This is a genomic window from Nitratireductor sp. J20-h4 (assembly GCF_056780505.1).
On record NZ_CM165557.1, the window covers coordinates 2779403 to 2800110 of the forward strand.

A 20708-nucleotide genomic window follows, 5' to 3' on the forward strand; every position below is an offset into this window, starting at 1 on the left:
GAGAATTATCCGATGGAGACGCCGTGAAACGTCCCGATTTCATGGGCGAGGCGCTGGCCGAGGCACAGGCCGCCGCCGCGCGGTCAGAAGTGCCGGTCGGGGCCGTCATCGTCGCCGACGGGGCCATCATCGCCCGGGCCGGAAACCGCACCCGCGAACTGAACGACCCGACCGCCCATGCCGAAATGCTCGCCATCCGACAGGCCTGCCACGTCGCCGGTTCGCAGCGCCTCGACGGGGCCGATCTCTACGTCACGCTGGAACCCTGCGCCATGTGCGCGGCGGCGATCTCGTTCGCGCGCATCCGCCGGCTCTATTTCGCCGCCGCCGACATCAAGGGCGGTGCGGTCGAAAACGGCTGCCGCTTCTTCGCCTCGCCCACCTGTCATCACGCGCCGGATACCTATTCAGGCTTCGCCGAACGCGAAGCGGCCGCGCTGTTGCAGGAGTTTTTCCGCGAACGCCGCGACTAGAGCCGACACCGTCATGTGCGCCATCGCCGAACCCGGCGCCGCGCATCGCTTACCAGGGCACGAGATCGCGCAGGCTCCAGCTCCCCTTGGTGCCGCCCTGCTCACGGCGCTTCTTCTTGCGCCACTCGTCCTCGCCGACATCGCCGACCGGCGCCGAGGCGGCGGGCGCGCGGTAGTCGAGCGGCGGCTCGGACAGATATTTTCGATTGGTGGGATTGCCCTGATTGTTCTCCGCCAGCCGGCGGTTGAATTCCTTGCGGCCCCGACCGCCGCTATTCTCGAGAATCGATTTGCCGTTGATGTCGACCGGATCGCCTTTCGTATGCCTCACGGGCATGCGCTTATTTCTGCTCCCGGCGCCGTCGACCACGTCCGGTTCGAAATTATAGGCTTCGCTGCCGATCGAGGCCTCGGCGCGAATGCGCTCGCGGCGCTGTTCGGGCGATTCCGGCCAGGCCGGGTTCGACGCGGTCACGACGCCGTCCTGCGGCACCGGCAGGTTGTCGGTCGAGGCCGGTTTGACCAGTTCGGGACGCGGCTTGTACTGGATCGTCTTCTTGTCCTTCGGCCCCAGCGACAGAACGCCGGTCAGATCCTCCAGCAATTGCTGGTCGGCGGGTTTATCGGTGCCGTAGGTCGGTGAGCCCATGCAGGCCGACAGCGAAACGGCTGCGACGGCAAGCATCAGGACTTTCGGTCCGGCGGGACCGCCTGTGCGCAAAACGCCAGTTGTTTTCACTTCAAACCGCCTCTTGGTCTTGCAAATCTGCCCGTCCGCACCGTCTTGAGCCGAAAATCCGGCAACAAATTGACGGGACATCGGCCCGCCTTTTACCTGAAGCCCGAAACAAGAGCAACGCGCCCGCCCATGGGCAGGCGCGTCTGCCTGATCACAATCGTCCCGCCGCCTGTAACTCGCGCAAGGCCGCGGCGTCGCGCGCCGACACGTCGGGAAAGTCCGGATCGGAACCGACATCGTCGGTGAAGCGCCAGGAGCGCGCGCATTTTGTGCCCGCCGCGCGGACAAAGACGACGCCGACGCCATCGACATCGGCAAGGGCGAACGCGCCGTCGGGCGCAGCGCCGGCCACCAGCTCGGCGCCGCTGGTGATCGCGATCTCGGCGAGATCCACGCCGTCGAGCGCGGCCAGAAGCTCGGCGTCGGCGACGTGGACGACCGGCGCCGCCTCCAGCGACGAGCCGATCGTCTTGCGGGCCCGCTCCAGCTCCAGCGCCCCGGTGATGACGCGCCGCACCTGCCTGATCTTGCGCCATTTGGCGGCCAGCGCGTCGTCGCGCCAGTCGGCGGGAATCTCGGAAAACTGTTCCAGGTGCACCGAAACGGCGTCCGGGTAGCGCGCGAGCCAGGCTTCCTCCATGGTGAAGGGCAGCATCGGCGCCAGCCATTTCACCACCGCGTCGAACAGCCGGCGCACGACCACGATCGCCGCCTTGCGCCTGAGGCTCGACGGCGCGTCGCAGTAGAGCGCGTCCTTGCGGATGTCGAAATAGAACGCCGACAGGTCGACGACCATGAAATCGACCAGCGCGCGGGCGATGCGCTTGAAGTCGAAATTGTCGTAGCCGGTTCGCACCAGCCCGTCGAGCTCGGCCAGCCGATGCAGCATCAGCCGTTCCAGTTCCGGCATGTCGGCCTGCGCCACCTCCGCGCCGTCGTCATGCGCGAGGGTGCCGAGCATCCAGCGGATCGTGTTGCGCAGCTTGCGATAGGCGTCGACATTGGTCTGGATGACGTTCTTGCCGAGGCGCTGGTCCTCCCAATAGTCGGTGGTCGATACCCACAGCCGCAGGATGTCGGCGCCCGACTTGGCCATCACGTCCTGCGGGAAGACCTGGTTGCCGAGCGATTTCGACATCTTGCGCCCGTCCTCGGCCATGGTGAAGCCGTGGGTGATGACGGTGTCGTAGGGCGCGCGCCCGCGCGTGCCGCAGCTTTCCAGCAGCGAGGAATGGAACCAGCCGCGATGCTGGTCGGAGCCTTCCAGATAGACGTCGGCCGGCCATTTCAGGTCGGGCCGGTCCTCCAGCGTGAACGTGTGGGTGGACCCCGAATCGAACCAGACGTCCAGAATGTCGGTCACCATCGTCCACGGCTCGCCGGCGCGCGCGCCCAGGAAGCGCTCGCGCGCGCCGTCGGCGAACCAAGCGTCGGCCCCCTCGTTCTCGAACGCCTCGAGAATGCGGGCATTGACGGCCTCGTCCTTCAGCACGGCGCCGTTGTCGGCGGCGAAGACGCAGATCGGCACGCCCCAGGCGCGCTGGCGCGACAAGACCCAGTCGGGGCGCTCCTCGATCATCGAGCGCAGCCGGGTCTGGCCGGGGGCCGGCACGAAACGGGTGGCGTCGATGGCGTTAAGCGCCCGCGAGCGCAGCGTGGTGGCGTCGCCGAGATCCTTGTCCATATGGACGAACCATTGCGGCGTGTTGCGGAAGATCACCGGCTTCTTCGAACGCCAGGAATGCGGATAGGAATGTTTCAGCCGCCCGCGCGCGAACAGCATGTCCTTTTCGATCAGCGCTTGGATGACGGCCTTGTTGGCGTCGCCCTTCTTGCCGTTATCGTCGATGACGCGCGCCGCGCCGCCTTCGCGGTCCGGCCCGAAACCCGGCGCGTCCCTGGTGAAGAAACCGGCATCGTCGACGGTGAACGGGATGCGCATCTTTTCTTTGGCGACACCAATTGCGTCCGAAAGTTGGTTCTGAGTTGGACCGCTGCCATTTAGGAGTTCCCTGTAATGGCGAGCATAAACTGTGAAGACGCTATCCTGTTCAGACATCCAGGCGTCGAAATCCTCGCGGCCGTGGCCTGGCGCGGTGTGTACGAAGCCCGTGCCGGCGTCGTCGGTAACGTGGTCGCCCGCAAGCACAGGGACAGGGAAATCGTAGCCACCACCGAGCCCCTTCAGGGGATGAGCACAGGTGATGTCGCGCAGACTTTCTGCACCAATATCGAACAAATGACGGTAACCGAGCTTCGCCTTAGCAAAGCAATCCTCGGCTAGCGCCTTGGCAAATATTAGCGTTTCGCCTGGCTGCGGGCCGAAATCGTGCTCAGCGGCGGTGACTTCGTAAAGACCGTAGGATATCCGCGGCGAGAAGGAAACGGCGCGGTTGCCGGGGATCGTCCAGGGAGTCGTTGTCCAGATGACGACGCTAGACGAGCGGATGGCATCATGCATCCGCGTCGCGGTTTCCCGCATTTCACGTTCGCTTTCGCTCGACGACGCCATCATATTCATTTGCGGCGGCGTGAAACGACCCACCGGAAACTTCACCCACACCGTGTCGGATTCGTAGTCGTGATACTCGACCTCCGCTTCGGCGAGCGCGGTGCGCTCGACCACCGACCACATCACCGGCTTGGAGCCGCGATAGAGCTGGTCCGACATGGCGAATTTCAGCAATTCGCCGGCGATCCGCGCCTCGGCGTGGAAATTCATCGTCGTGTAGGGCTGTTCGAAATCGCCCTCGATGCCGAGTCGCTTGAACTCCTCGGTCTGCACCTCGATCCAGTGCTGGGCGAAGTCGCGGCACTCCCGGCGGAACTCGTTGACCGGCACCTCGTCCTTGTTCTTGCCCTTGGCGCGGTACTGCTCCTCGATCTTCCATTCGATCGGCAGGCCGTGGCAGTCCCAGCCGGGAACGTAGTTGGAATCGTAGCCGCGCATCTGGAAGGAGCGCGTGATCATGTCCTTGAGGATCTTGTTGAGCGCGTGGCCGATATGGATGTTGCCGTTGGCGTAAGGCGGCCCGTCATGCAGCACGAAACGCGGCCGTCCGGCCGCCTCCGCGCGCAGCTTCTTGTAAAGCTTCATCTCCTGCCAGCGCGCGACGAGTTCCGGCTCCTTCTGCGGCAGGCCGGCGCGCATCGGAAAGTCGGTCTTCGGCAGAAAAAGGGTCTTGGAATAATCGAGCTTGTCGGACGTGTCGGTCATGGTCTCGCCGTGTCGGTGGCCGCGGGGCAGTCGCGCCCGGGCCGGGCTGAAAAGAACGAAGGGGATGCGCGAAGCGCAGAACTACCCGGACCTTCCGGCAGCCTCAGGCCGCCCGCAGGGCCGGGCCCGTAATTCGTATCGCAATCCGGCGAAGGCGAGCGCTTGTCCACATGATGGCGTTCTTTAACCGAGCCGGCGGCGAGAATAAAGAGCGCAATTCACCACACCGCGCGCCCGAGCCGCTCGAACACCAGGCGCCGCATCCAGCGCGTGACGGCCTGCGGTCGCAGGCGCCCGGCGAGCGCGACCAGCCGCGCCCTGCGTCCGGGAACGATCAGGCGCCGGCCGTTGATGGCCGCGTCGAGGATGATCCGCGCCGCCATGGCCGGTTCCAGGCGCATGGTTTCGTCCGCGCCGTCGGGCGCGTGCCGGGCCGCATGCTCGGTCTTGAGCGGCCCCGGGCAGGCGAGCGTGACCGAGACGCCGTGCCGGGCGAAGGGTTTCCGCACGCTTCTGGCATAGATGGCGAGCGCGTCCTTGGAGGCGGCGTAGGCGGCCGCGCCGGGATAGCCGGTGAAATGCGACAGCGACGACACGAAGCACAGCCCGCCACGCACCGCGCCGGCCTTCATCAGCGCCGCAGCCATCACCATCGGCGTTTCGGCATTCACCGTCAAAAGCCGGCGATAGGCCTCGGCCGGGATGTCCTCGAACCGGCCGGTGGCGCTGACGCCGGCATTGAAGACGACGAGATCGAACGGCCCCGCCCCGACCAGACGCGGCAGCATCCGGTCGACGGCGTCGCGATCGGCGAGGTCGCACACAAGATCGCTCACGCCGTGCCGGTCCGCGCCCGCCACGCGGTCGACCGCAATCACCGCGTAGCCGCGTTCGACCAGCAGCGCGGCCATGGCGCAACCGAGCCCGTGCGTTGCTCCCGTGACCAGGGCGCGTTTCATCGCGGCTCCTGCGCCCGCCGCCAGGCAAAGCGGGCAAACGACAGTGTGGTTGCCGGCCGGTCCGAGCCGGCCGCGCGCTCGATCAGCATGGCCATCGTGTCCGGCGGCGAGAACAGGCGCCCGAGACGGCCGGGATCGTGGCCGGCCTTGGCGTGCATCGCGGTCGCCGTCGGACCGGGATGGACGATCCTGACCTCGACCCGGCCGCGCCATTCCTCGACAAGCGCCCGCGCCAGCCCATGCAGGCCGGCCTTCGTGGCGGCATAGCTGGCAAAATCCGGCGCCCCGCGCCGTGCCGTCGACCCGACGAGCACCAGCCGTCCCCGGGCGGCGGCAAGACGCGGATAAAGCGCGCGGCTGATCAGCACGGCGGCAACCAGATTGGCATCGAGCGTGGCGCGCAAGCGCGCGGCCGGCTCGTCTGCCGGATCGCCGACGAAACCGGTGCCGGCATTGAGCACCGCCAGGTCGAGCCCGTCCCAGCTGAGCCGGGCGAGCGCGGCCTCGATCGCGGCCACCGCGGATTCGGGAGTGGTCTGGTCCGCCTGCGCATAGGCGGCACCGTCCGGCAGCACCGACCGCACCGCGTCCTCGGACCTGCGCCCGGTCAAGAGCAGCCGCGCGCGCGGCGAAAGCCTGTTGGCCAGCGCAAGCCCGATGCCCGACGTGGCGCCGGTTATCAGGACGCGATCGGTCATGCCGGGCGACCGCGGCCCGATTTCGGTTCGGGCTTCGGTCCTGGCCGGCGCGCTTTTGGTCATGACCACGTGTCTTAGTCGGTTTCGCCGCCGGGCGAAATCACGCTGCCGTGACAGCCGGCCGCGACGGGGCGGCCGGTGTCTACATGGAAAAGTCGAAACGATAGGTGGCCGAGGCGCCGACCAGAACCTGATCGGCCGACCCGCCCTGGCGCACGATGCTGGAATCGGCGGCCGGGCCGAGCAGGCGCGAATATTCGGCAAACACGCTGGTGGTTATCTTATCGGTCGTCTTCCAGGTGACCGCGCCGCCCACGCCGGCCGATTTCAGGCCGCCATCCGGATCGTAGACCGCCAGTCCGCTTGCCGCAGATTCAATCGCGTCGACACCGTAATAGGCGTCGAAATAGCCGCCAGTCGCAAAGGAAAGCCGCGGGCCGCCCGACAGCCGCACGGCAGGCGTGATATCCACGAATGCGTCGGCGGCAAGATCGGCCACCACGCCGCTATGGGAACGGATGCCGTGGCGCACCTCGCCGCGAATGCGCAGCCAGTCGAGCGGATAGGCTTCCGCGAACGCGCCGGCCTCGCCGCCCCAGCGCACGTCGCTGAGCCCGACAAGCGGCGCATAGTCGGCGGAATCGCGGCCGAACAGGATTTTGCCGGTCGCGCCGGCGCGGAAATCGCCGGTATCGATGAACGCCAGCGAAATATTGTCGTTGCGCGAGGAAAAGCGGGTTTCACTGCCGGCCCGGCCGAGCGAGATCAGCGGCGAGGCCGAAAACAGGTAATCCCTGGCGCCCTCGTAATCCGGAGCGGTGAACAGCGCCACGCCGACGGTCAGGTGCCAGTCTCCCGACCACCATGCCTCGGCCTTGGCCTCAAAGGTCGCAAGCGCCAGTCCTGCGGCCAGCGCCGCGCCGAAAATTCTGAATGCCATATCGGTGATTGTCCCCTTTTGCCGCCCGGCGGGTCTATCTCAATCGCAATAGGCTGAAACATCCCTTAACCGACACTCGCTTACGCGTGCCGGCGCATCGCGGATCAGGCGCGCGGGTCAAAAGGCGATCCCGCCATCCAGCTCCGACAGCGGGCGCACACCCGACAGCAACGCCCTCGCCTCGGCCTCGTCGCGGCGCATCTGCGCGCACAGCGCCTCGAGATCGTCGAATTTCTCCTCGCCGCGCAGGAAACCGAACAGCGACACCCGGCAGGTCTCGCCGTATAGGTCGCCGTCGAAATCGAAGACGAAGGTCTCAAGCAGCGGCGCGCCGTCATCATCGACCGTGGGACGCCGGCCGAAGCTGGCCACCCCGTCGTGCAGGCTGCCGTCGGCGCGGCGCAGGCGCACTGCATAGACGCCGTGCCGCAGCGCGGTCTGCGGCGGCAGCGCCATATTGGCGGTGGGAAAGCCGAGCGTGCGGCCGAGTTGCCTGCCGCGCACCACCTCGGCCTCGACCGTGTAGCGATAACCGAGCAGGCCGGCGGCGGCCGCCGCCTCGCCCTCGGCGAGGAGCCCGCGGATGCGGCTCGACGAGATGATCTTTCCGTCCTCGTCGCCAAAAGCCTCCACCAGCGTGACCGCGAAACCGTTGCGCACGCTCGCGGCCTTCAAATAGGCCGGATCGCCCTGACGGTTGCGGCCGAAATGAAAGTCGAAACCGGTCACGGCATGCGCAATCCCCAGGCCGTCGACCAGAACATGCTGGACGAACTGCTCGGCGTCCTGACCGGCGAAGGTCCGGTCAAAGCGTTGCTCGACCACCGCGTCGAAGCCGATCGCGGCCAGAAGTCCGGCCTTGAGCGGCGCCGGCGTCAGGCGGAACACCGGTTGCTCGGGGCGGAACAGCGTGCGCGGATGCGGCTCGAAGGTCAACGCCAGAGCCGGTGCGTCACGCTGCTTCGCTTCCGCCAGCGCCTGCCCGAGAACGACCTGATGTCCGCGATGCACGCCGTCGAAATTGCCGATCGCGACCACGCCGCCGCGCCAGCCGGACGGCAAGTCGGCGACAGCGGCGAGGCGGGTGAAACCTGTCTGGTTCATCTGCGGCATCCGTGCCCGGCGCCCGTCAGCGCAGATACGGCATGACGGCGACCGGGTCATGACCATGCTTGGCGAGAAAGGCCGCGAGCCGTTCCGGATCCGGCCGGCCAGGCTCGCCGTAGTCGCGCGCATGAATGCCGCCGGAGATGTAAAGCGCATCGATGTCGTTCTGCGCGGCACCCTTGATGTCGGTGAGCATGCCGTCGCCGACCGCGAGCGCCTGGCCGGCGCCGATCGGCTCGCCGGCAATCTCGCTCGCCTCGGCCAGCGCCAGTTCGTAGATCGGCCGATGCGGCTTGCCGGCGATCAGGGTCCGCCCGCCACGCAGCCCGTAGTCGCGCGCCAGCGCGCCTGCGCACCACACGAGCCGGTCGCCGCGCTCCACCACGATGTCGGGATTGGCGCACACCATCGGCAGGTCGCGGGCGCGAAAGCGCATCAGCATCTCGGCATAGTCGTCGGGCCCTTCGGTTTCATCGTCGACAAAGCCCGTGCAAATCACGGCGGACGCCTCCGGCTCCTCGACGAGTTCGACATCGATGCCCTCGAAGAGCGACAGGTCGCGCTCCGCCCCGAGATGGAAAACCCGTCGCGGACCCGAGCGGATCAGGTCGCGCGTGGCGTCGCCCGAGGTGACCAGCCGGTCATAGGCGTCAGCCGGGACGCCGAGCGCGCGCAATTGCACCTCCACCTCGCGGCGCGGGCGCGGCGCGTTGGTGACCAGAACGACGATCTTGCCGGCCTGGCGCGCGCGTTGCAACGCGGCAATCGCGTCGGCGAAAACATGGACGCCGTTGTGAACCACCCCCCACACGTCGCACAGGATCACGCGGTAACGTCCGCTGATATCGTCGAGCCTGTCGAGCGTGATCGGTAAGTTGGACATGAAACTCCGCCTGCGGATCGGGGACACCCGCCCGGACGGGCGCGCTCGGCACCGGGAATTAACCGAACCGGTTCACTGTGTCATCAGGTTTCGCTTAACGTGATGCGCCTGTCGTGGGAAACTGGAGCCTGTGGACGGATGGGAGACGAGTTTGGCCGTGACGCGCCTTTGCGGACAGGGATATCGAGGCCGATGCCCAGGCAGCGTGGGTTTCGGCCTGGGCGCCGCCGGCCTGGCCATGGCGCCGACGGTCGCCCATGCCGCGGCGGGCGAGGTTTCGACCACCCTTCTCGTTGGCGCCGGCACGCTGGTGGCGTCGCTTCTCGCCCTGATAATTGCGATCGTCGCCTACCTGCGCGCAAAACGTGTCTCCGACCAGTTCGAACTCCTGCTGCGATCCGTCGACCACGCCCTGAAGCAGGTGGCCTCGACAAGCAGTTCCAGCGCCGGCACGATCGCGGAAATGCACGAAACCATTCGCGGTGAAATCCAGACGCTGTCGCAGCGGGTCGCCGAACGGAACGAGGACAAGCCCAACGTGGTTTCGATTGACGCGGCCCGGTCGAAACCGGAGGAAACCGTTCAGCCAAGCCATACCGACCGCGCCGTCGAACTCGTCTTGTCGCGCGCGCTCGCCCAAGAGCGCATCCAGCTCAGTCTGCAGCCGATCGTGTCGGTCAGCGCCAACGCGGCTGCCGGTTTCGACGCCTTCGTCCTGATCGAGCTCGAAAACGGCGAAACGGTCAATGTCGGCCGGATCGCCGAAAACGCCGACCTGCCGCGCGCCAGGCTGGAGCGGCTCCTGCTGTGTCGCGCCGCCGAAGCCGCCCGCCGCCTTTTGGGCACTGGCGGCGAGGCAACGCCGCTGCACTGCCCCGTCTCCGACAGCCTTTTGCAGGACCGCGACGAGTTGCGCCTGGCGATCAAGTTCCTGGCGCTGCATCCCCCGCTGGCGCGGCTTGTCGTCTTGTCGCTGCCCTCCGCCATTTTGACCAATGCCGGCACCGGGCTGCGTTCGGCGCTGGAGGAATTGCTGGAAACCGGCGTGACGCTCGCCGCCGAAGGCTGGGACGGATCGACGAAGGCGCTGCCCGCCCTACGCGAGCTGCAGGTCGGGCATCTGAAATTGGGCGCGGACCGTCTGCTGGACCGCACCAAGAAGCGGCGCCGCGACCCGGCAGGCCTCGACATCGTCAACGCGGCCGCCGAAGCCGGCATCCAGGTGATCGCAACCGGGGTCTCGAATGACGAGGACGCCGTCAATCTGCTCGACCTGGGCATCGACCTGATGATCGGCGATCGCTTCTCGCCGCCGCGGCGGGTGCGTTCGGGCATAGGACGGGTCGCCTGACGGCAAAGGGTTAACGGCGACTGAACCCGTAGCCGGCAATTCGACGCTTTGTACATACCGGGCCTTAGCGGGTTTCTGTCATCCTGTTTCAGTCCATTAGGATTGCAGGGGTGCACGAACGATGCTTCGGAAGTTTCTTCGCGACAGACGCGGCGACTACATGATCGCAACGGCGATCGCCATCGTACCGATCATGGGCGGCCTGGCACTGGCGATTGACTATGCCGAAATCACGCGCCAGCGCGCCACGACCCTGAACGCGCTCGACGCCGCCGGTATTGCGACCGCCCGCCGCATCGTGGAAGGCGCCACCGAGACGGAGGCAAAGCAATACGCGCTGGCCTTCTTCAAGGCCAATATGCCCGACGCCGACACTTCCAAGACCACTTTCAACGTCATCATGCCCACCAGCAAGCAGGGCGGCGGTCTTTTGACCATCGAGGCCGAACACCCCTACGAGCCCTATTTCCTCTCGGCCTTCGGCAATCTGCTGGGTGCCGAGATCGGCGAGATCAATTTTGCCGCCAAGACCCAGGTCAGGCTGAAGAACACGCTTGAGGTGGCGCTGGTGCTCGATAATTCGGGTTCGATGAACTATAAGGGTTCGGGATCCGGCAAGAAGCGCATCTCGCTGCTCAAGGACGCAGCCAAACAGCTGGTCAAGAAACTCGCCGACGAAGCCGAACAGATGAAACAGGTCGCCAAGCCGGTTCAGTTCGGGCTGGTTCCGTTCGCCGCGTCGGTCAATGTCGGATCGGGCAATGCCGGGGCGAGCTGGATGGATACGGAGGGCCGCTCGCCGATCCACCACGAGAATTTCGACTGGTCGACCATGCCGGCCGACAAGAAGGTCGTGCAGGCGGGCGGAGTTCTACGTCAAGAGCGGCGAAGCCTGGCAGGACGAAGAAGGCGCCATCGTCACCCGTTTCACCCTTCTCGACGAGATGAAACGCATCACGGGCAGGACCTGGGAAAGCAATTGGGAATACAGCTGCACCAGATACAAGCGGGGCCGGTGCAGAGAATATGGCTGGGTCGACAATGGCGAGTACAAGTACACCTATGGCGGCTATGCGAGCTGGCAAGGCTGCGTGGAAGCCCGCCCCTATCCCTACAACACCAATGACACGGCGCCGAACAAGAGCACCCCGGCGACGCTGTTCGTGCCCATGTTCGCGCCCGACGAAACCGATCTGACCTCGGGCGACCGTGCGTCGAACAGCTATTGGTCGGACGTTACCTCCGGCAATTCCTCCTATCGGCAAGCCTACATGCCGAAATATTTCACACCCTCCTCGACCTCCAGTTCGGCCGGCGACGGCGAAGGGCCCAACTATTCCTGCACCACCAAGCCGATCACGCCGCTGGTCGACGTGACCGCGGCCGCCGGTCTCAATGAAATCAACGACGCCATCGACAGCATGTCGCCCAATGGAGCAACCAACGTACCCGAAGGCCTGGCCTGGGGCTGGCGTGTCGTATCGGGCGCGGCCCCCTTCAGCGAGGGTCGGGCCGATTCCGAAAACGGCAACGACAAGGTCGTGATCGTGCTGACCGACGGGGAAAACACCTACTATACCCCGGGCTCTCTCGGCTATGCCGACGATGCCGATAACAAGTCGACCTATTCGGCTTACGGCTATGCTGGAAAGACCCAGCCCGGCGCCTCGTTCACCCGACTGTTCATGGGCACGAGTGCCAACAAATCAGGATACTACAACGACAATTACACGACGGCCATGAACGGTCACATGCAACAGCTCTGCGACAACGCCAAGAGCAAGGGGCTGATCCTGATGACGGTCTCGCTGGATCTGAGCGAAACGAAGTCCGGCGAGAAGGACGCCATCCAGGCGCTGAAGGAATGCGCGTCGGAGTCCCGCTTCCGCAAGGACCCGAACAATCCGTCCAAGGCGGCGAAACTTTACTGGAACGCGACCGGCGGCAACCTTTCGGAAAAATTCGAGGAAATCGCCGACGAATTGTCCAATCTGCGCATCGTGGGGTGACTGCGCGCGCCTGGCCGCCGCGTGGCGGCCGGCGCAGCGCGGAAAGGGGTCGCCGCGAACAGCCGGCCGGCATGCCGCTCGGCGGCTCGGCCGGCGGCGGGCCTGCCAAGACATCCGGGCAGATCGTCAACGCGGGTTCCACACCGCGCCTTCAGAAGGAACCGGGCACGACCTCGCAAGAGTGTGCCCGCCCTGGCTCTTGCAGACCGGCCTCGTTAACCCCAAATGCAGGCCACGGTTGACGTTCGCGCGTGCCAATGCCACCCAGCGCGCAGCGATCCAGCTCCGCAGGACGCGGAAATCACCCCCTCCTAATCCTTGACACGCCCTGGACGACCAACTATCTCAGCGGTCGTTAGCACTCTCCTTTGATGAGTGCTAACGCCTTCCGGATCCACCGGAACATATTTCCAGTCACACCGTCCGCATTGAGGATATGCACATGGCTAAGTCGAAGTTTCGCCCGCTTCATGACCGGGTGGTCGTCCGCCGGGTCGAATCGGAGGAAAAGACCAAAGGCGGCATCATCATTCCCGATACCGCCAAGGAAAAGCCGCAGGAAGGCGAGATCATCGCCGTCGGCTCCGGCGCACGCGACGAGAGCGGCAAGCTTGTTCCGCTCGACGTCAAGGTGGGCGATCGGGTTCTGTTCGGCAAATGGTCGGGCACCGAGGTGAAGCTCAATGATGAAGATCTCCTGATCATGAAGGAGTCTGACATCATGGGCGTGATCGCCTGACCCGACCCGTTTCAAAACCATTCAACCGGACATTCGGGCGCGAGCCCAGGAGTTAGGATATGGCCGCTAAAGAAGTGAAATTTTCCCGCGACGCGCGCGAACGCATGCTGCGCGGCGTCGACATTCTCGCCAACGCCGTCAAGGTGACGCTCGGCCCCAAGGGCCGCAACGTCGTCATCGACAAGTCGTTCGGCGCGCCGCGCATCACCAAGGACGGCGTCACCGTCGCCAAGGAAATCGAGCTTGAAGACAAGTTCGAGAACATGGGCGCGCAGATGGTGCGCGAAGTCGCCTCCAAGACCAACGACATCGCCGGCGACGGCACCACCACCGCGACGGTTCTGGCCCAGTCGATCGTGCGCGAGGGCGCCAAGGCGGTGGCCGCCGGCATGAACCCGATGGACCTCAAGCGCGGCATCGATCTGGCCGTGGCCGAAGTCGCCGCGGATCTGGTCAAGAAGGCCAAGAAGATCAAGACCTCCGAGGAAGTCGCCCAGGTCGGCACCATCTCCGCCAATGGCGAGAAGGAAATCGGCGCGATGATCGCCGAGGCGATGCAGAAGGTCGGCAACGAGGGCGTGATCACGGTCGAGGAAGCCAAGACCGCCGAGACCGAGCTCGAAGTCGTCGAAGGTATGCAGTTCGACCGCGGTTATCTCTCGCCGTACTTCGTCACCAATCCGGACAAGATGGTGGCCGAGCTCGAGGATGCTTACATCCTCCTGCACGAAAAGAAGCTGTCCAACCTGCAGGCCATGCTTCCGGTGCTGGAATCGGTGGTGCAGTCGTCCAAGCCGCTGCTGATTATTGCCGAGGACGTGGAAGGCGAGGCGCTGGCGACCCTGGTGGTCAACAAGCTGCGCGGCGGCCTGAAGGTCGCAGCCGTCAAGGCGCCGGGCTTCGGCGATCGCCGCAAGGCCATGCTTGAGGATATCGCCATCCTCACCGGCGGCCAGGTGATCTCCGAAGATCTCGGCATCAAGCTCGAGAACGTGAACTTGAACATGCTCGGCCGCGCCAAGCGCCTGCGCATCGACAAGGAAAACACCACGATCGTCGACGGCGCCGGCAAGAAGGGCGAGATCCAGGCACGTGTGGCCCAGATCAAGCAGCAGATCGAGGAGACGTCTTCGGACTACGACCGCGAGAAGCTGCAGGAGCGCCTGGCCAAGCTCGCCGGCGGCGTTGCCGTCATCCGCGTCGGCGGTGCGACCGAGGTCGAGGTCAAGGAGAAGAAGGACCGCGTCGACGACGCCCTCAACGCGACCCGCGCGGCCGTCGAGGAAGGCATCGTTCCGGGCGGCGGCGTTGCGCTGCTGCGCGCTTCGTCCACGATCAAGGCCAAGGGCGAAAACGCCGACCAGGACGCCGGCATCAACATCGTGCGCCGTGCGCTCCAGTCTCCGGCCCGCCAGATCGCCGAGAACGCAGGTGACGAAGCCTCCATCGTCGCCGGCAAGATCCTCGAGAACAAGTCGGTGACCTTCGGCTACAACGCCCAGACCGGCGAGTATGGCGACCTGATCGCCATGGGCATCGTCGATCCGGTCAAGGTGGTGCGCACCGCGTTGCAGGATGCGGCCTCCGTCGCCGGCCTGCTGGTCACAACCGAAGCCATGATCGCCGAGAAGCCGCAGAAGGAAGCGGCCGCTCCGGCCATGCCCGGCGGCGGCATGGGTGGCATGGGCGGCATGGGTGGCATGGACTTCTAAGTCCGGCCCAACGCCGAAAACAGTCTGGAAGGGCGGCAGCGATGCCGCCCTTTTCCTTGTTCGCAGAGTGCGCCGCATGCCGTCGGTCAGGCAGCCATATGGCCGACCAAGCGTGACGTCTGGGCGGGAAGTCGATTTTGGGCGGCCCGCCGCGCAGGCACCACCGCCGCCAGGGCGGACAACTGGTCGTTCCTGCGCGGATTGTCTCAAATGGACCTGTCTCGCCGATTCTCGCGATCGCCGCGGCCTGATGGCGGCTCTGCCTACTCCGTCCGGCTGGCCAGCACCTTGTCGATGCGGCGGCCGTCGAGGTCGACGACCTCGAAGCGCCAGCCCTGAAGCTCCATGATCTCGCCGATCTCGGGAATGCGCTTCAGCCCGTCGAGTATGAAGCCGGCCACGGTGTCGTAGCCCGGCCGTTCCGGCAGTTCCAGATAAAGCAGCGCGGCCATTTCGTCGGCCGGCATCGCCCCGCTCAACAGCCAGGAGCCATCCGCTCTTTGCCTGGCCTCCGGCTCGCCGCTGTCGAGGTCGGAGCGGAAGGCGCCCGCGATCGCGTCGAGAATATCGGCCGGCGTGACGACGCCCTCGAAATGGCCGAACTCGTCATGCACCAGCGCCATCGGCACGTCGGCCTCGCGCAGCACGCGCAGAACGCCGAGCGCGCCGAGCGTGTCGGGGATCACCGGCGCGGCGAGCATGTGTTTTTTCAGATCGAACTTGCGTTTGGAACTGATCGGCCCGACGAGATCGCGCAGCCGCACCACGCCTAGAGGCTGGTCAGCTTCGCCTTCGTGAACCGGCAGGATCGAATGGGTGGTCACCGATGTCACGGCCTTGCGCAGCGCTGCCTCGCTCATGGCCGCGTTCAGCATCTCCACCTCGGTGCGCGGCGTCATCAAGGCGCGCACATTGCGGTCGCCGAGCCGCATGACCCCGGTAATCATCGCCTGCTCGGCGCTGTCGATGACCCCCGCGCTCTGCGCCTCGGCGACCAGGGTCTGGATTTCCTCGTCGGTGATGGCGTTCTGGGCCTCCGCCGACATGCCGAGCACGAACAGCACCCCCCTGGTGCAGATGTCGAGTAGCCACACCAGCGGAGCGGCGACCTTGGACAGAAGCTCCATCGCCGGCGCCATCGTGCATGCGAAGGCTTCGGCATTCTTGAGTGCGAGGTGCTTGGGAACGAGCTCGCCGATCAGCAGCGAGAAAAAGGTGATGGCCGCAATCACGATCGCATAGCCTGCGAGCCCCGCGCTGCTGGCCGGAACGCCCGCCTCCACCAGGATGACGCTCAGCCGGTCGCCCAGCGCGGCGCCGGAAAATGCGCCCGCCAGAATGCCGACCAGCGTGATGCCGATCTGCACGGTCGACAGGAACTTGCCCGGATCCTGCGAAAGCCGGAGCGCCGCCTTGGCGCCGCGCCGCTTCCGCGCCGCCAGGAGCTGCAGACGCGGCCGGCGCGCCGACACAACGGCCAGCTCCGACAGGGCGAAGACCCCGTTGAGGACGATCAGGACGGCAGCGACGGCAAGCTCAACCATGCGGACCCGACTAGCCCGGCATCGACGCACGGTCAATGTAAATGCCCGCCGAAGCGCGGCACCTGCGTTGACAGCGGTACCGCAAGCGGGTAGGAGCGCCTTCGGTCGAGGCACCTGCCGCTCGCTGGCCATTGGTCACGGTGAAGCCTCCTCGGACATTTCGTCGACTTCTGACGCGCCGGTGACATGGCAATGCGGGCCCCATTCGTCGTCCTCCGGCGCCAGGAGACCGACACATGTCAACGCCCCCGACCACCCAACACAATACGTTTCTGGAAGGCCCGCTGCCGGCGCTGTTCGTGCGCACCACGGCGCCGATCGTGCTGATCATGGCGATGAACGGCCTGCAGACCGTGATCGACGCCTATTTTCTGGGCGAGTTCGTCGGCGCCTTCGCGCTCTCGGCCGTCACGCTGATGTTTCCCGTCTATATGCTGCTCGTCGCGCTGGCCACGCTTGTCGCGGGCGGCATGGCGAGCGTTCTCGCCCGCCGCCTCGGCGCAGCCGATTTCGACGGCGCGCGCGCCGCCTTCCTCGGTGCGCACACGCTCGCGCTCCTGGTCTGTGCCGCACTGATCGCCGGTTTCGCGCTTGGCGGCACCGTCCTTGCCGATTGGCTCGCCAACGGTTCGGCCGAGCTGGCGCGCGACGGCTATCGCTACATGTCCATCCTGATCTGGTTCTCGCCGGTGATGTTCGTGCTGTCGATCAATTCCGACGCGCTGCGCTGCGAGGGGCGCATGGGTCTGATGGCGGCGGTCAGCCTGGTGACCTCCAGCGCCAATATCGTGTTCAACTACCTGCTGATCGTCGTTTTCGACTACGGCGTCGCCGGCTCGGCCGCCGGCACGGTCGCAGCGATGATGATGGCCTTCGCCGCCGTCCTCGTCTTCCGGCTGGGCGCGGCGACGCCCCTGAAGCTGTCGCTTCTCAAAGCCGAAACCTGGCGCCATGGCTGGAGCGAGTTCCTGGCGCTGGGCACGCCGCAGAGCCTGACCTTTCTGGGCATTTCGCTGGGCTCCGGCGCGACGATTGCCATGATCCAGGCCTGGGGCGGCGACGGTTATGCAGAGACGGTGGCCGCCTACGGCATCGCCACCCGTGTGCTCACCTTCACCTATCTGCCGCTACTCGGGCTGAGCATGGCGTTGCAGACGATCGCCGGCAACAATTTCGGCGCCGGTCTGTGGCATCGCTCCGATGCGAGCCTGCGGCTGGCCGTGTTGATCGCGTTTGTGTTTTGCGCAGGCGTGCAGCTGACCCTGCTGCTGGCACGGCATACGATCGGCACGATCTTCGTCGACGACCCGGTAACGGTGGCTGAACTGGCCCGCATCCTGCCGATCATCACCGCCGCCTATTTCATCGCCGGTCCGCTGATGATTCTCGCCGGTTATTTCCAGGCGATCGGCGATGCGACTAGGACGGCGGTGCTCAACCTGTCGCGCACCTATCTGTTCGCGATCCCGCTGACCCTCGCCCTGCCGCCGCTGCTCGGCGAACCGGGCATATGGCTCGGCGCGCCGCTATCGGAACTGTTGGCTCTGAGCCTGGCCGTCATGGTGCTCGCGCATCGCCAGGCCACGACGGGTCGGCGCTGGGGCGTCTTCCACCAGCAGGCCTGACGGAGGCGGCGCTCGCCCCTGTCGCATCTGGCCTTCAAAGCCGCGACGGGGGCAGCGTTCAACCGAACCCACCCGCCGGCGGGACTACGCCACGCGCCGGAAGGTGCTGAACTGGAATTTCTGCACCGCGCCCCAGGGCGTTTTGTGTGCGTGACGACGGCTGTCGACAAGGGCATAACCCGGCCCGAGCAGGCGCGACAGGCTGTCGGCATCGTGCCGGACGACCGGCAGTCCGCTGCATTTTTCCGGGCCGTCGGGCGCGAAAGTCCCGATGATCGCGTGACCTCCGATCATGAGGCCCTTGTTCAGCCGCGCGACATAGGCCTTCTGATCCTTCTCCTGCGTCAGGAAATGCAGGGCGGCGCGATCGTGCCAGACAGCGTAGTCTTCCGGCGGCTCCCAGTCTCGCGCATCGGCGGTGATCCATTTTACCGCCCCGGCCCTTGCGCCCAGGCGCGCTCTGGCGGTCGCCAGGGCCGCCGCCGAAAGATCGAGCACGCTGACATGGGTGAACCCCTTGTCCAGCAGGCAATCCACCAATCGCGACGCGCCGCCGCCGACATCGATGATGGCATCGTCGGAACCCGCGCCGACAAGCTCAAGCAACGACAGGGAAATTTCCGGCTCCTCCTGGAACCAGCTCACCTCGGCCTCGGTCTTGCTGGTATAGACGTCGTCCCAATGCGTCTGCTCGCTGCCGCTCACGCCTGTCTCCATGGCTCAGAAATCTTGACCCCCATATCGGGTGCCGCGCTCACGCCTGCAAGGTCTGCAAAACCATCCGCTCGGCCGCTACGGGTCGATGCCTCAGCGCGCCGGACGCTCGCCGCGCGCACAGGCCTGTGCGCGTTCGGTGAGAAGCGCCTGTTCGCGCGCATTGCGCGTCAGCGTCGCCGCCCGCTCGAATTCGGCCCGCGCTTCGGCGAAACGGTCGAGCTTGGCCAGAAAATCGCCGCGCACGCTCGGCAGAAGGTGATAGGTCTTGAGCGCGTCCGCCGCGACCAGCCGGTCGACGATCTCCAGGCCCGCCGCCGGACCGTGCGCCATCGACACCGCCACGGCCCGGTTGAGCTCGACCACCGGCGAGGGCGCCGACCGGGCGAGTTCGGCATATAGCCGGGCGATGCGCTGCCAATCGGTCTCGTCCGCCGTCGCCGCGCGCGCGTGGCAGGCCGCGATCGCCGCCTGCAAGACATAAGAGCCGCGGCCGCCGAGCGCCTCGGCCCGGCCAAGCCCGGCAAGCCCGCGCCCGATCAACAGCCGGTTCCAGCGAGCGCGGTCCTGATCGAGCAGCAACACCGGCTCGCCCTTGTCGTCGGTTCGCGCGCCGATGCGCGAGGCCTGGATCTCCATCAGGGCCACCAGCCCGTGAACTTCCGGCTCGTCCGGCGCCAGTTCGGCCAGGACGCGTCCAAGCCGCATCGCTTCCTCGCAAAGCTGCGGTCGGGTCCAGTCATTGCCGGCGGTCGCCGAGTACCCTTCGTTGAAGATCAGATAGATCACCGCCAGCACCGAGCCCAGCCGCTCCGCCATCTGCGCGCCGCGCGGCACCTCGAAGGGAACCTTCGCCTCAGCCAGCGCCTTCTTGGCGCGCACGATGCGCTGCGCCACGGTCGGCTCGGGAACCAGAAAGGCACGCGCGATCTCGGCGGTGGTCAGCCCGCCCACCAGCCGCAAGGTGAGCGCGGCACGCGCCTCGGCCGACAAAACCGGGTGGCACGCGGTGAAGATCAGGCTCAGGAGATCGTCGCCGACGGGATCGTCCATCGCCGCCTCGATCTCGGCCGACGGGTCAAGCCCGACCTCCATATCGCGGCCGAGCTCGGCATGTTTGCGCTCGATCAGCTTGTTGCGACGAAAATGATCGATGGCGCGGCGCTTGGCGGTCGCCATCAGCCACGCTCCGGGCCGGTCGGGCACACCGGTCTGCGGCCAGCTCTTCAGAGCGGCGACCAGCGCTTCCTGCGCGAACTCCTCCGCCAGGCCGACATCGCGCAGCTGCCTCGTAAGGCTGGCAATCAGCTTCGCCTGTTCAATCCGCCAGACCGCCTCGATGGCGCGATGTGTGTCCGTGGCCGTCACGCTTCCCGAATAGATCGAGGGTCCCGACGGCGCAAGCCGGTCGTGAGCTTAGGCCGACGCATCGTTCGCCTGAGATCGGCCGCGGCTTACCCGCCCCTGCCTTCCACTTCGGCGCGCAGGTGCTGTTCGCGTTCGCGGACTTCCGCCGTGGCGGCCTCGCCGAAATCCTCGAGCTCGAAGATCGGCCTGATCTCGACCTGGCCGTCCCGAAACGGCGAGCGTTTCAGCCATTCGATCGCGTCCTGCATCGATTTGACCTGCAGGATCCAGAAGCCGGCGACCAGTTCCTTGGTCTCGGCAAACGGTCCGTCGACGACCATGCGCTCTTCGCCGGAAAAATCGATCCGCACGGCCTTTTTGGACGGATGCAGCCCCTCGCCGGCGAGCAGCACGCCCGCCTTCACCAATTCCTCGTTGAACCGGCCCATCTCGTTCAAGAGCTCAGTGTCCGGCATCACGCCTGCTTCCGACTCGGCCGACGCCTTGACCAATACCATCACGCGCATGGCGCTCTCCTTCGCTTATTGCCACGACCGTCCCGCTGCGGGACGGTTACGTCAACACGACGTATGACGCCGCGCAAGATCGACACGGTGAGCGTTATTTCATGCGGAAAATTCCTGCATGGTG

Annotated in this window: 18 protein-coding genes; 7 read left to right on the plus strand and 11 right to left on the minus strand. The window is 66.0% G+C overall.

Translation table 11 applies throughout. From position 1 onward, the window contains the following. The first annotated feature begins 23 nt into the window (after window positions 1–23). Entirely contained in the window at window positions 24–473 is a 450-nt protein-coding gene (locus tag ACT2B0_RS13535) for a nucleoside deaminase (protein ID WP_473465739.1), read from the plus strand. Window positions 474–522: 49 nt separating this feature from the next. Here the strand turns inward: ACT2B0_RS13535 and ACT2B0_RS13540 are convergent, their stop codons facing one another. From ACT2B0_RS13540 to ACT2B0_RS13570, 7 genes are all read right to left on the minus strand, one after another. Then, complete coding sequence (locus ACT2B0_RS13540) at window positions 523–1158, minus strand: hypothetical protein (protein ID WP_473465741.1); 636 nt, start codon at window positions 1156–1158, stop codon at window positions 523–525. Window positions 1159–1363: 205 nt separating this feature from the next. Then, entirely contained in the window at window positions 1364–4429 is a 3066-nt protein-coding gene (locus tag ACT2B0_RS13545) for an isoleucine--tRNA ligase (protein ID WP_473465744.1), read from the minus strand. 218 nt (window positions 4430–4647) lie between these two features. Continuing rightward, window positions 4648–5388, minus strand: a complete 741-nt coding sequence (locus ACT2B0_RS13550) for an SDR family NAD(P)-dependent oxidoreductase (protein ID WP_473458305.1) — start codon at window positions 5386–5388, stop codon at window positions 4648–4650. Continuing rightward, on the minus strand, window positions 5385–6086 hold the full coding sequence (locus tag ACT2B0_RS13555) for an SDR family NAD(P)-dependent oxidoreductase (protein WP_473458307.1): 702 nt from the start codon (window positions 6084–6086) through the stop codon (window positions 5385–5387). The genes ACT2B0_RS13550 and ACT2B0_RS13555 overlap by 4 nt, the downstream gene beginning before the upstream one ends. Before the next feature lie 142 nt (window positions 6087–6228). Further along, on the minus strand, window positions 6229–7026 hold the full coding sequence (locus tag ACT2B0_RS13560; protein WP_473458309.1) for a MipA/OmpV family protein: 798 nt from the start codon (window positions 7024–7026) through the stop codon (window positions 6229–6231). Between the two features lie 117 nt (window positions 7027–7143). Beyond that, a complete protein-coding gene (locus tag ACT2B0_RS13565) occupies window positions 7144–8130 on the minus strand; it encodes a bifunctional riboflavin kinase/FAD synthetase (protein ID WP_473458311.1) in 987 nt (328 codons plus the stop codon). Window positions 8131–8155: 25 nt separating this feature from the next. After that, entirely contained in the window at window positions 8156–9016 is an 861-nt protein-coding gene (locus tag ACT2B0_RS13570) for a TIGR01459 family HAD-type hydrolase (protein WP_473458313.1), read from the minus strand. A gap of 205 nt (window positions 9017–9221) precedes the next feature. Here ACT2B0_RS13570 and ACT2B0_RS13575 point away from each other — a divergent pair, with 205 nt between their 5' ends. The 5 genes from ACT2B0_RS13575 to groL all read left to right on the plus strand — a co-directional run bounded on the left by ACT2B0_RS13575 (window position 9222) and on the right by groL (window position 14827). After that, a complete protein-coding gene (locus ACT2B0_RS13575) occupies window positions 9222–10367 on the plus strand; it encodes an EAL domain-containing protein (protein ID WP_473458315.1) in 1146 nt (381 codons plus the stop codon). 121 nt (window positions 10368–10488) lie between these two features. After that, a complete protein-coding gene (locus ACT2B0_RS13580) occupies window positions 10489–11493 on the plus strand; it encodes a TadE/TadG family type IV pilus assembly protein (RefSeq protein ID WP_481658400.1) in 1005 nt (334 codons plus the stop codon). Then, window positions 11459–12376 (plus strand): hypothetical protein, encoded by a 918-nt coding sequence (locus ACT2B0_RS13585; RefSeq protein ID WP_481658401.1) that lies wholly within the window; start codon window positions 11459–11461, stop codon window positions 12374–12376. The genes ACT2B0_RS13580 and ACT2B0_RS13585 overlap by 35 nt, the downstream gene beginning before the upstream one ends. A 442-nt stretch (window positions 12377–12818) precedes the next feature. Then, window positions 12819–13115: a co-chaperone GroES gene (gene groES / locus ACT2B0_RS13590; protein ID WP_156714893.1), complete on the plus strand. Its 297-nt coding sequence runs from the start codon at window positions 12819–12821 to the stop codon at window positions 13113–13115. Window positions 13116–13174: 59 nt separating this feature from the next. Then, on the plus strand, window positions 13175–14827 hold the full coding sequence (groL, locus tag ACT2B0_RS13595; protein ID WP_473458320.1) for a chaperonin GroEL: 1653 nt from the start codon (window positions 13175–13177) through the stop codon (window positions 14825–14827). Window positions 14828–15090: 263 nt separating this feature from the next. Here the strand turns inward: groL and ACT2B0_RS13600 are convergent, their stop codons facing one another. Beyond that, window positions 15091–16371, minus strand: coding sequence for a hemolysin family protein (locus ACT2B0_RS13600; RefSeq protein WP_473458322.1), 1281 nt, complete (start codon window positions 16369–16371; stop codon window positions 15091–15093). 236 nt (window positions 16372–16607) lie between these two features. Between ACT2B0_RS13600 and ACT2B0_RS13605 the strand changes: the two genes are divergently transcribed. Next, complete coding sequence (locus tag ACT2B0_RS13605) at window positions 16608–17996, plus strand: MATE family efflux transporter (RefSeq protein WP_473458324.1); 1389 nt, start codon at window positions 16608–16610, stop codon at window positions 17994–17996. Window positions 17997–18080: 84 nt separating this feature from the next. On the opposite strand, the gene ACT2B0_RS13610 is transcribed toward ACT2B0_RS13605, so the two are convergent. The 3 genes from ACT2B0_RS13610 to ACT2B0_RS13620 form a co-directional block, all read right to left on the minus strand. Next, window positions 18081–18701, minus strand: coding sequence for a class I SAM-dependent methyltransferase (locus ACT2B0_RS13610; RefSeq protein WP_473458326.1), 621 nt, complete (start codon window positions 18699–18701; stop codon window positions 18081–18083). Between the two features lie 102 nt (window positions 18702–18803). Continuing rightward, window positions 18804–20078 (minus strand): RNA polymerase sigma factor, encoded by a 1275-nt coding sequence (locus ACT2B0_RS13615; RefSeq protein ID WP_473458328.1) that lies wholly within the window; start codon window positions 20076–20078, stop codon window positions 18804–18806. An 86-nt stretch (window positions 20079–20164) separates the two neighbouring features. After that, complete coding sequence (locus tag ACT2B0_RS13620) at window positions 20165–20584, minus strand: YciI family protein (RefSeq protein WP_473458330.1); 420 nt, start codon at window positions 20582–20584, stop codon at window positions 20165–20167. Between the last annotated feature and the right edge of the window lie 124 nt (window positions 20585–20708).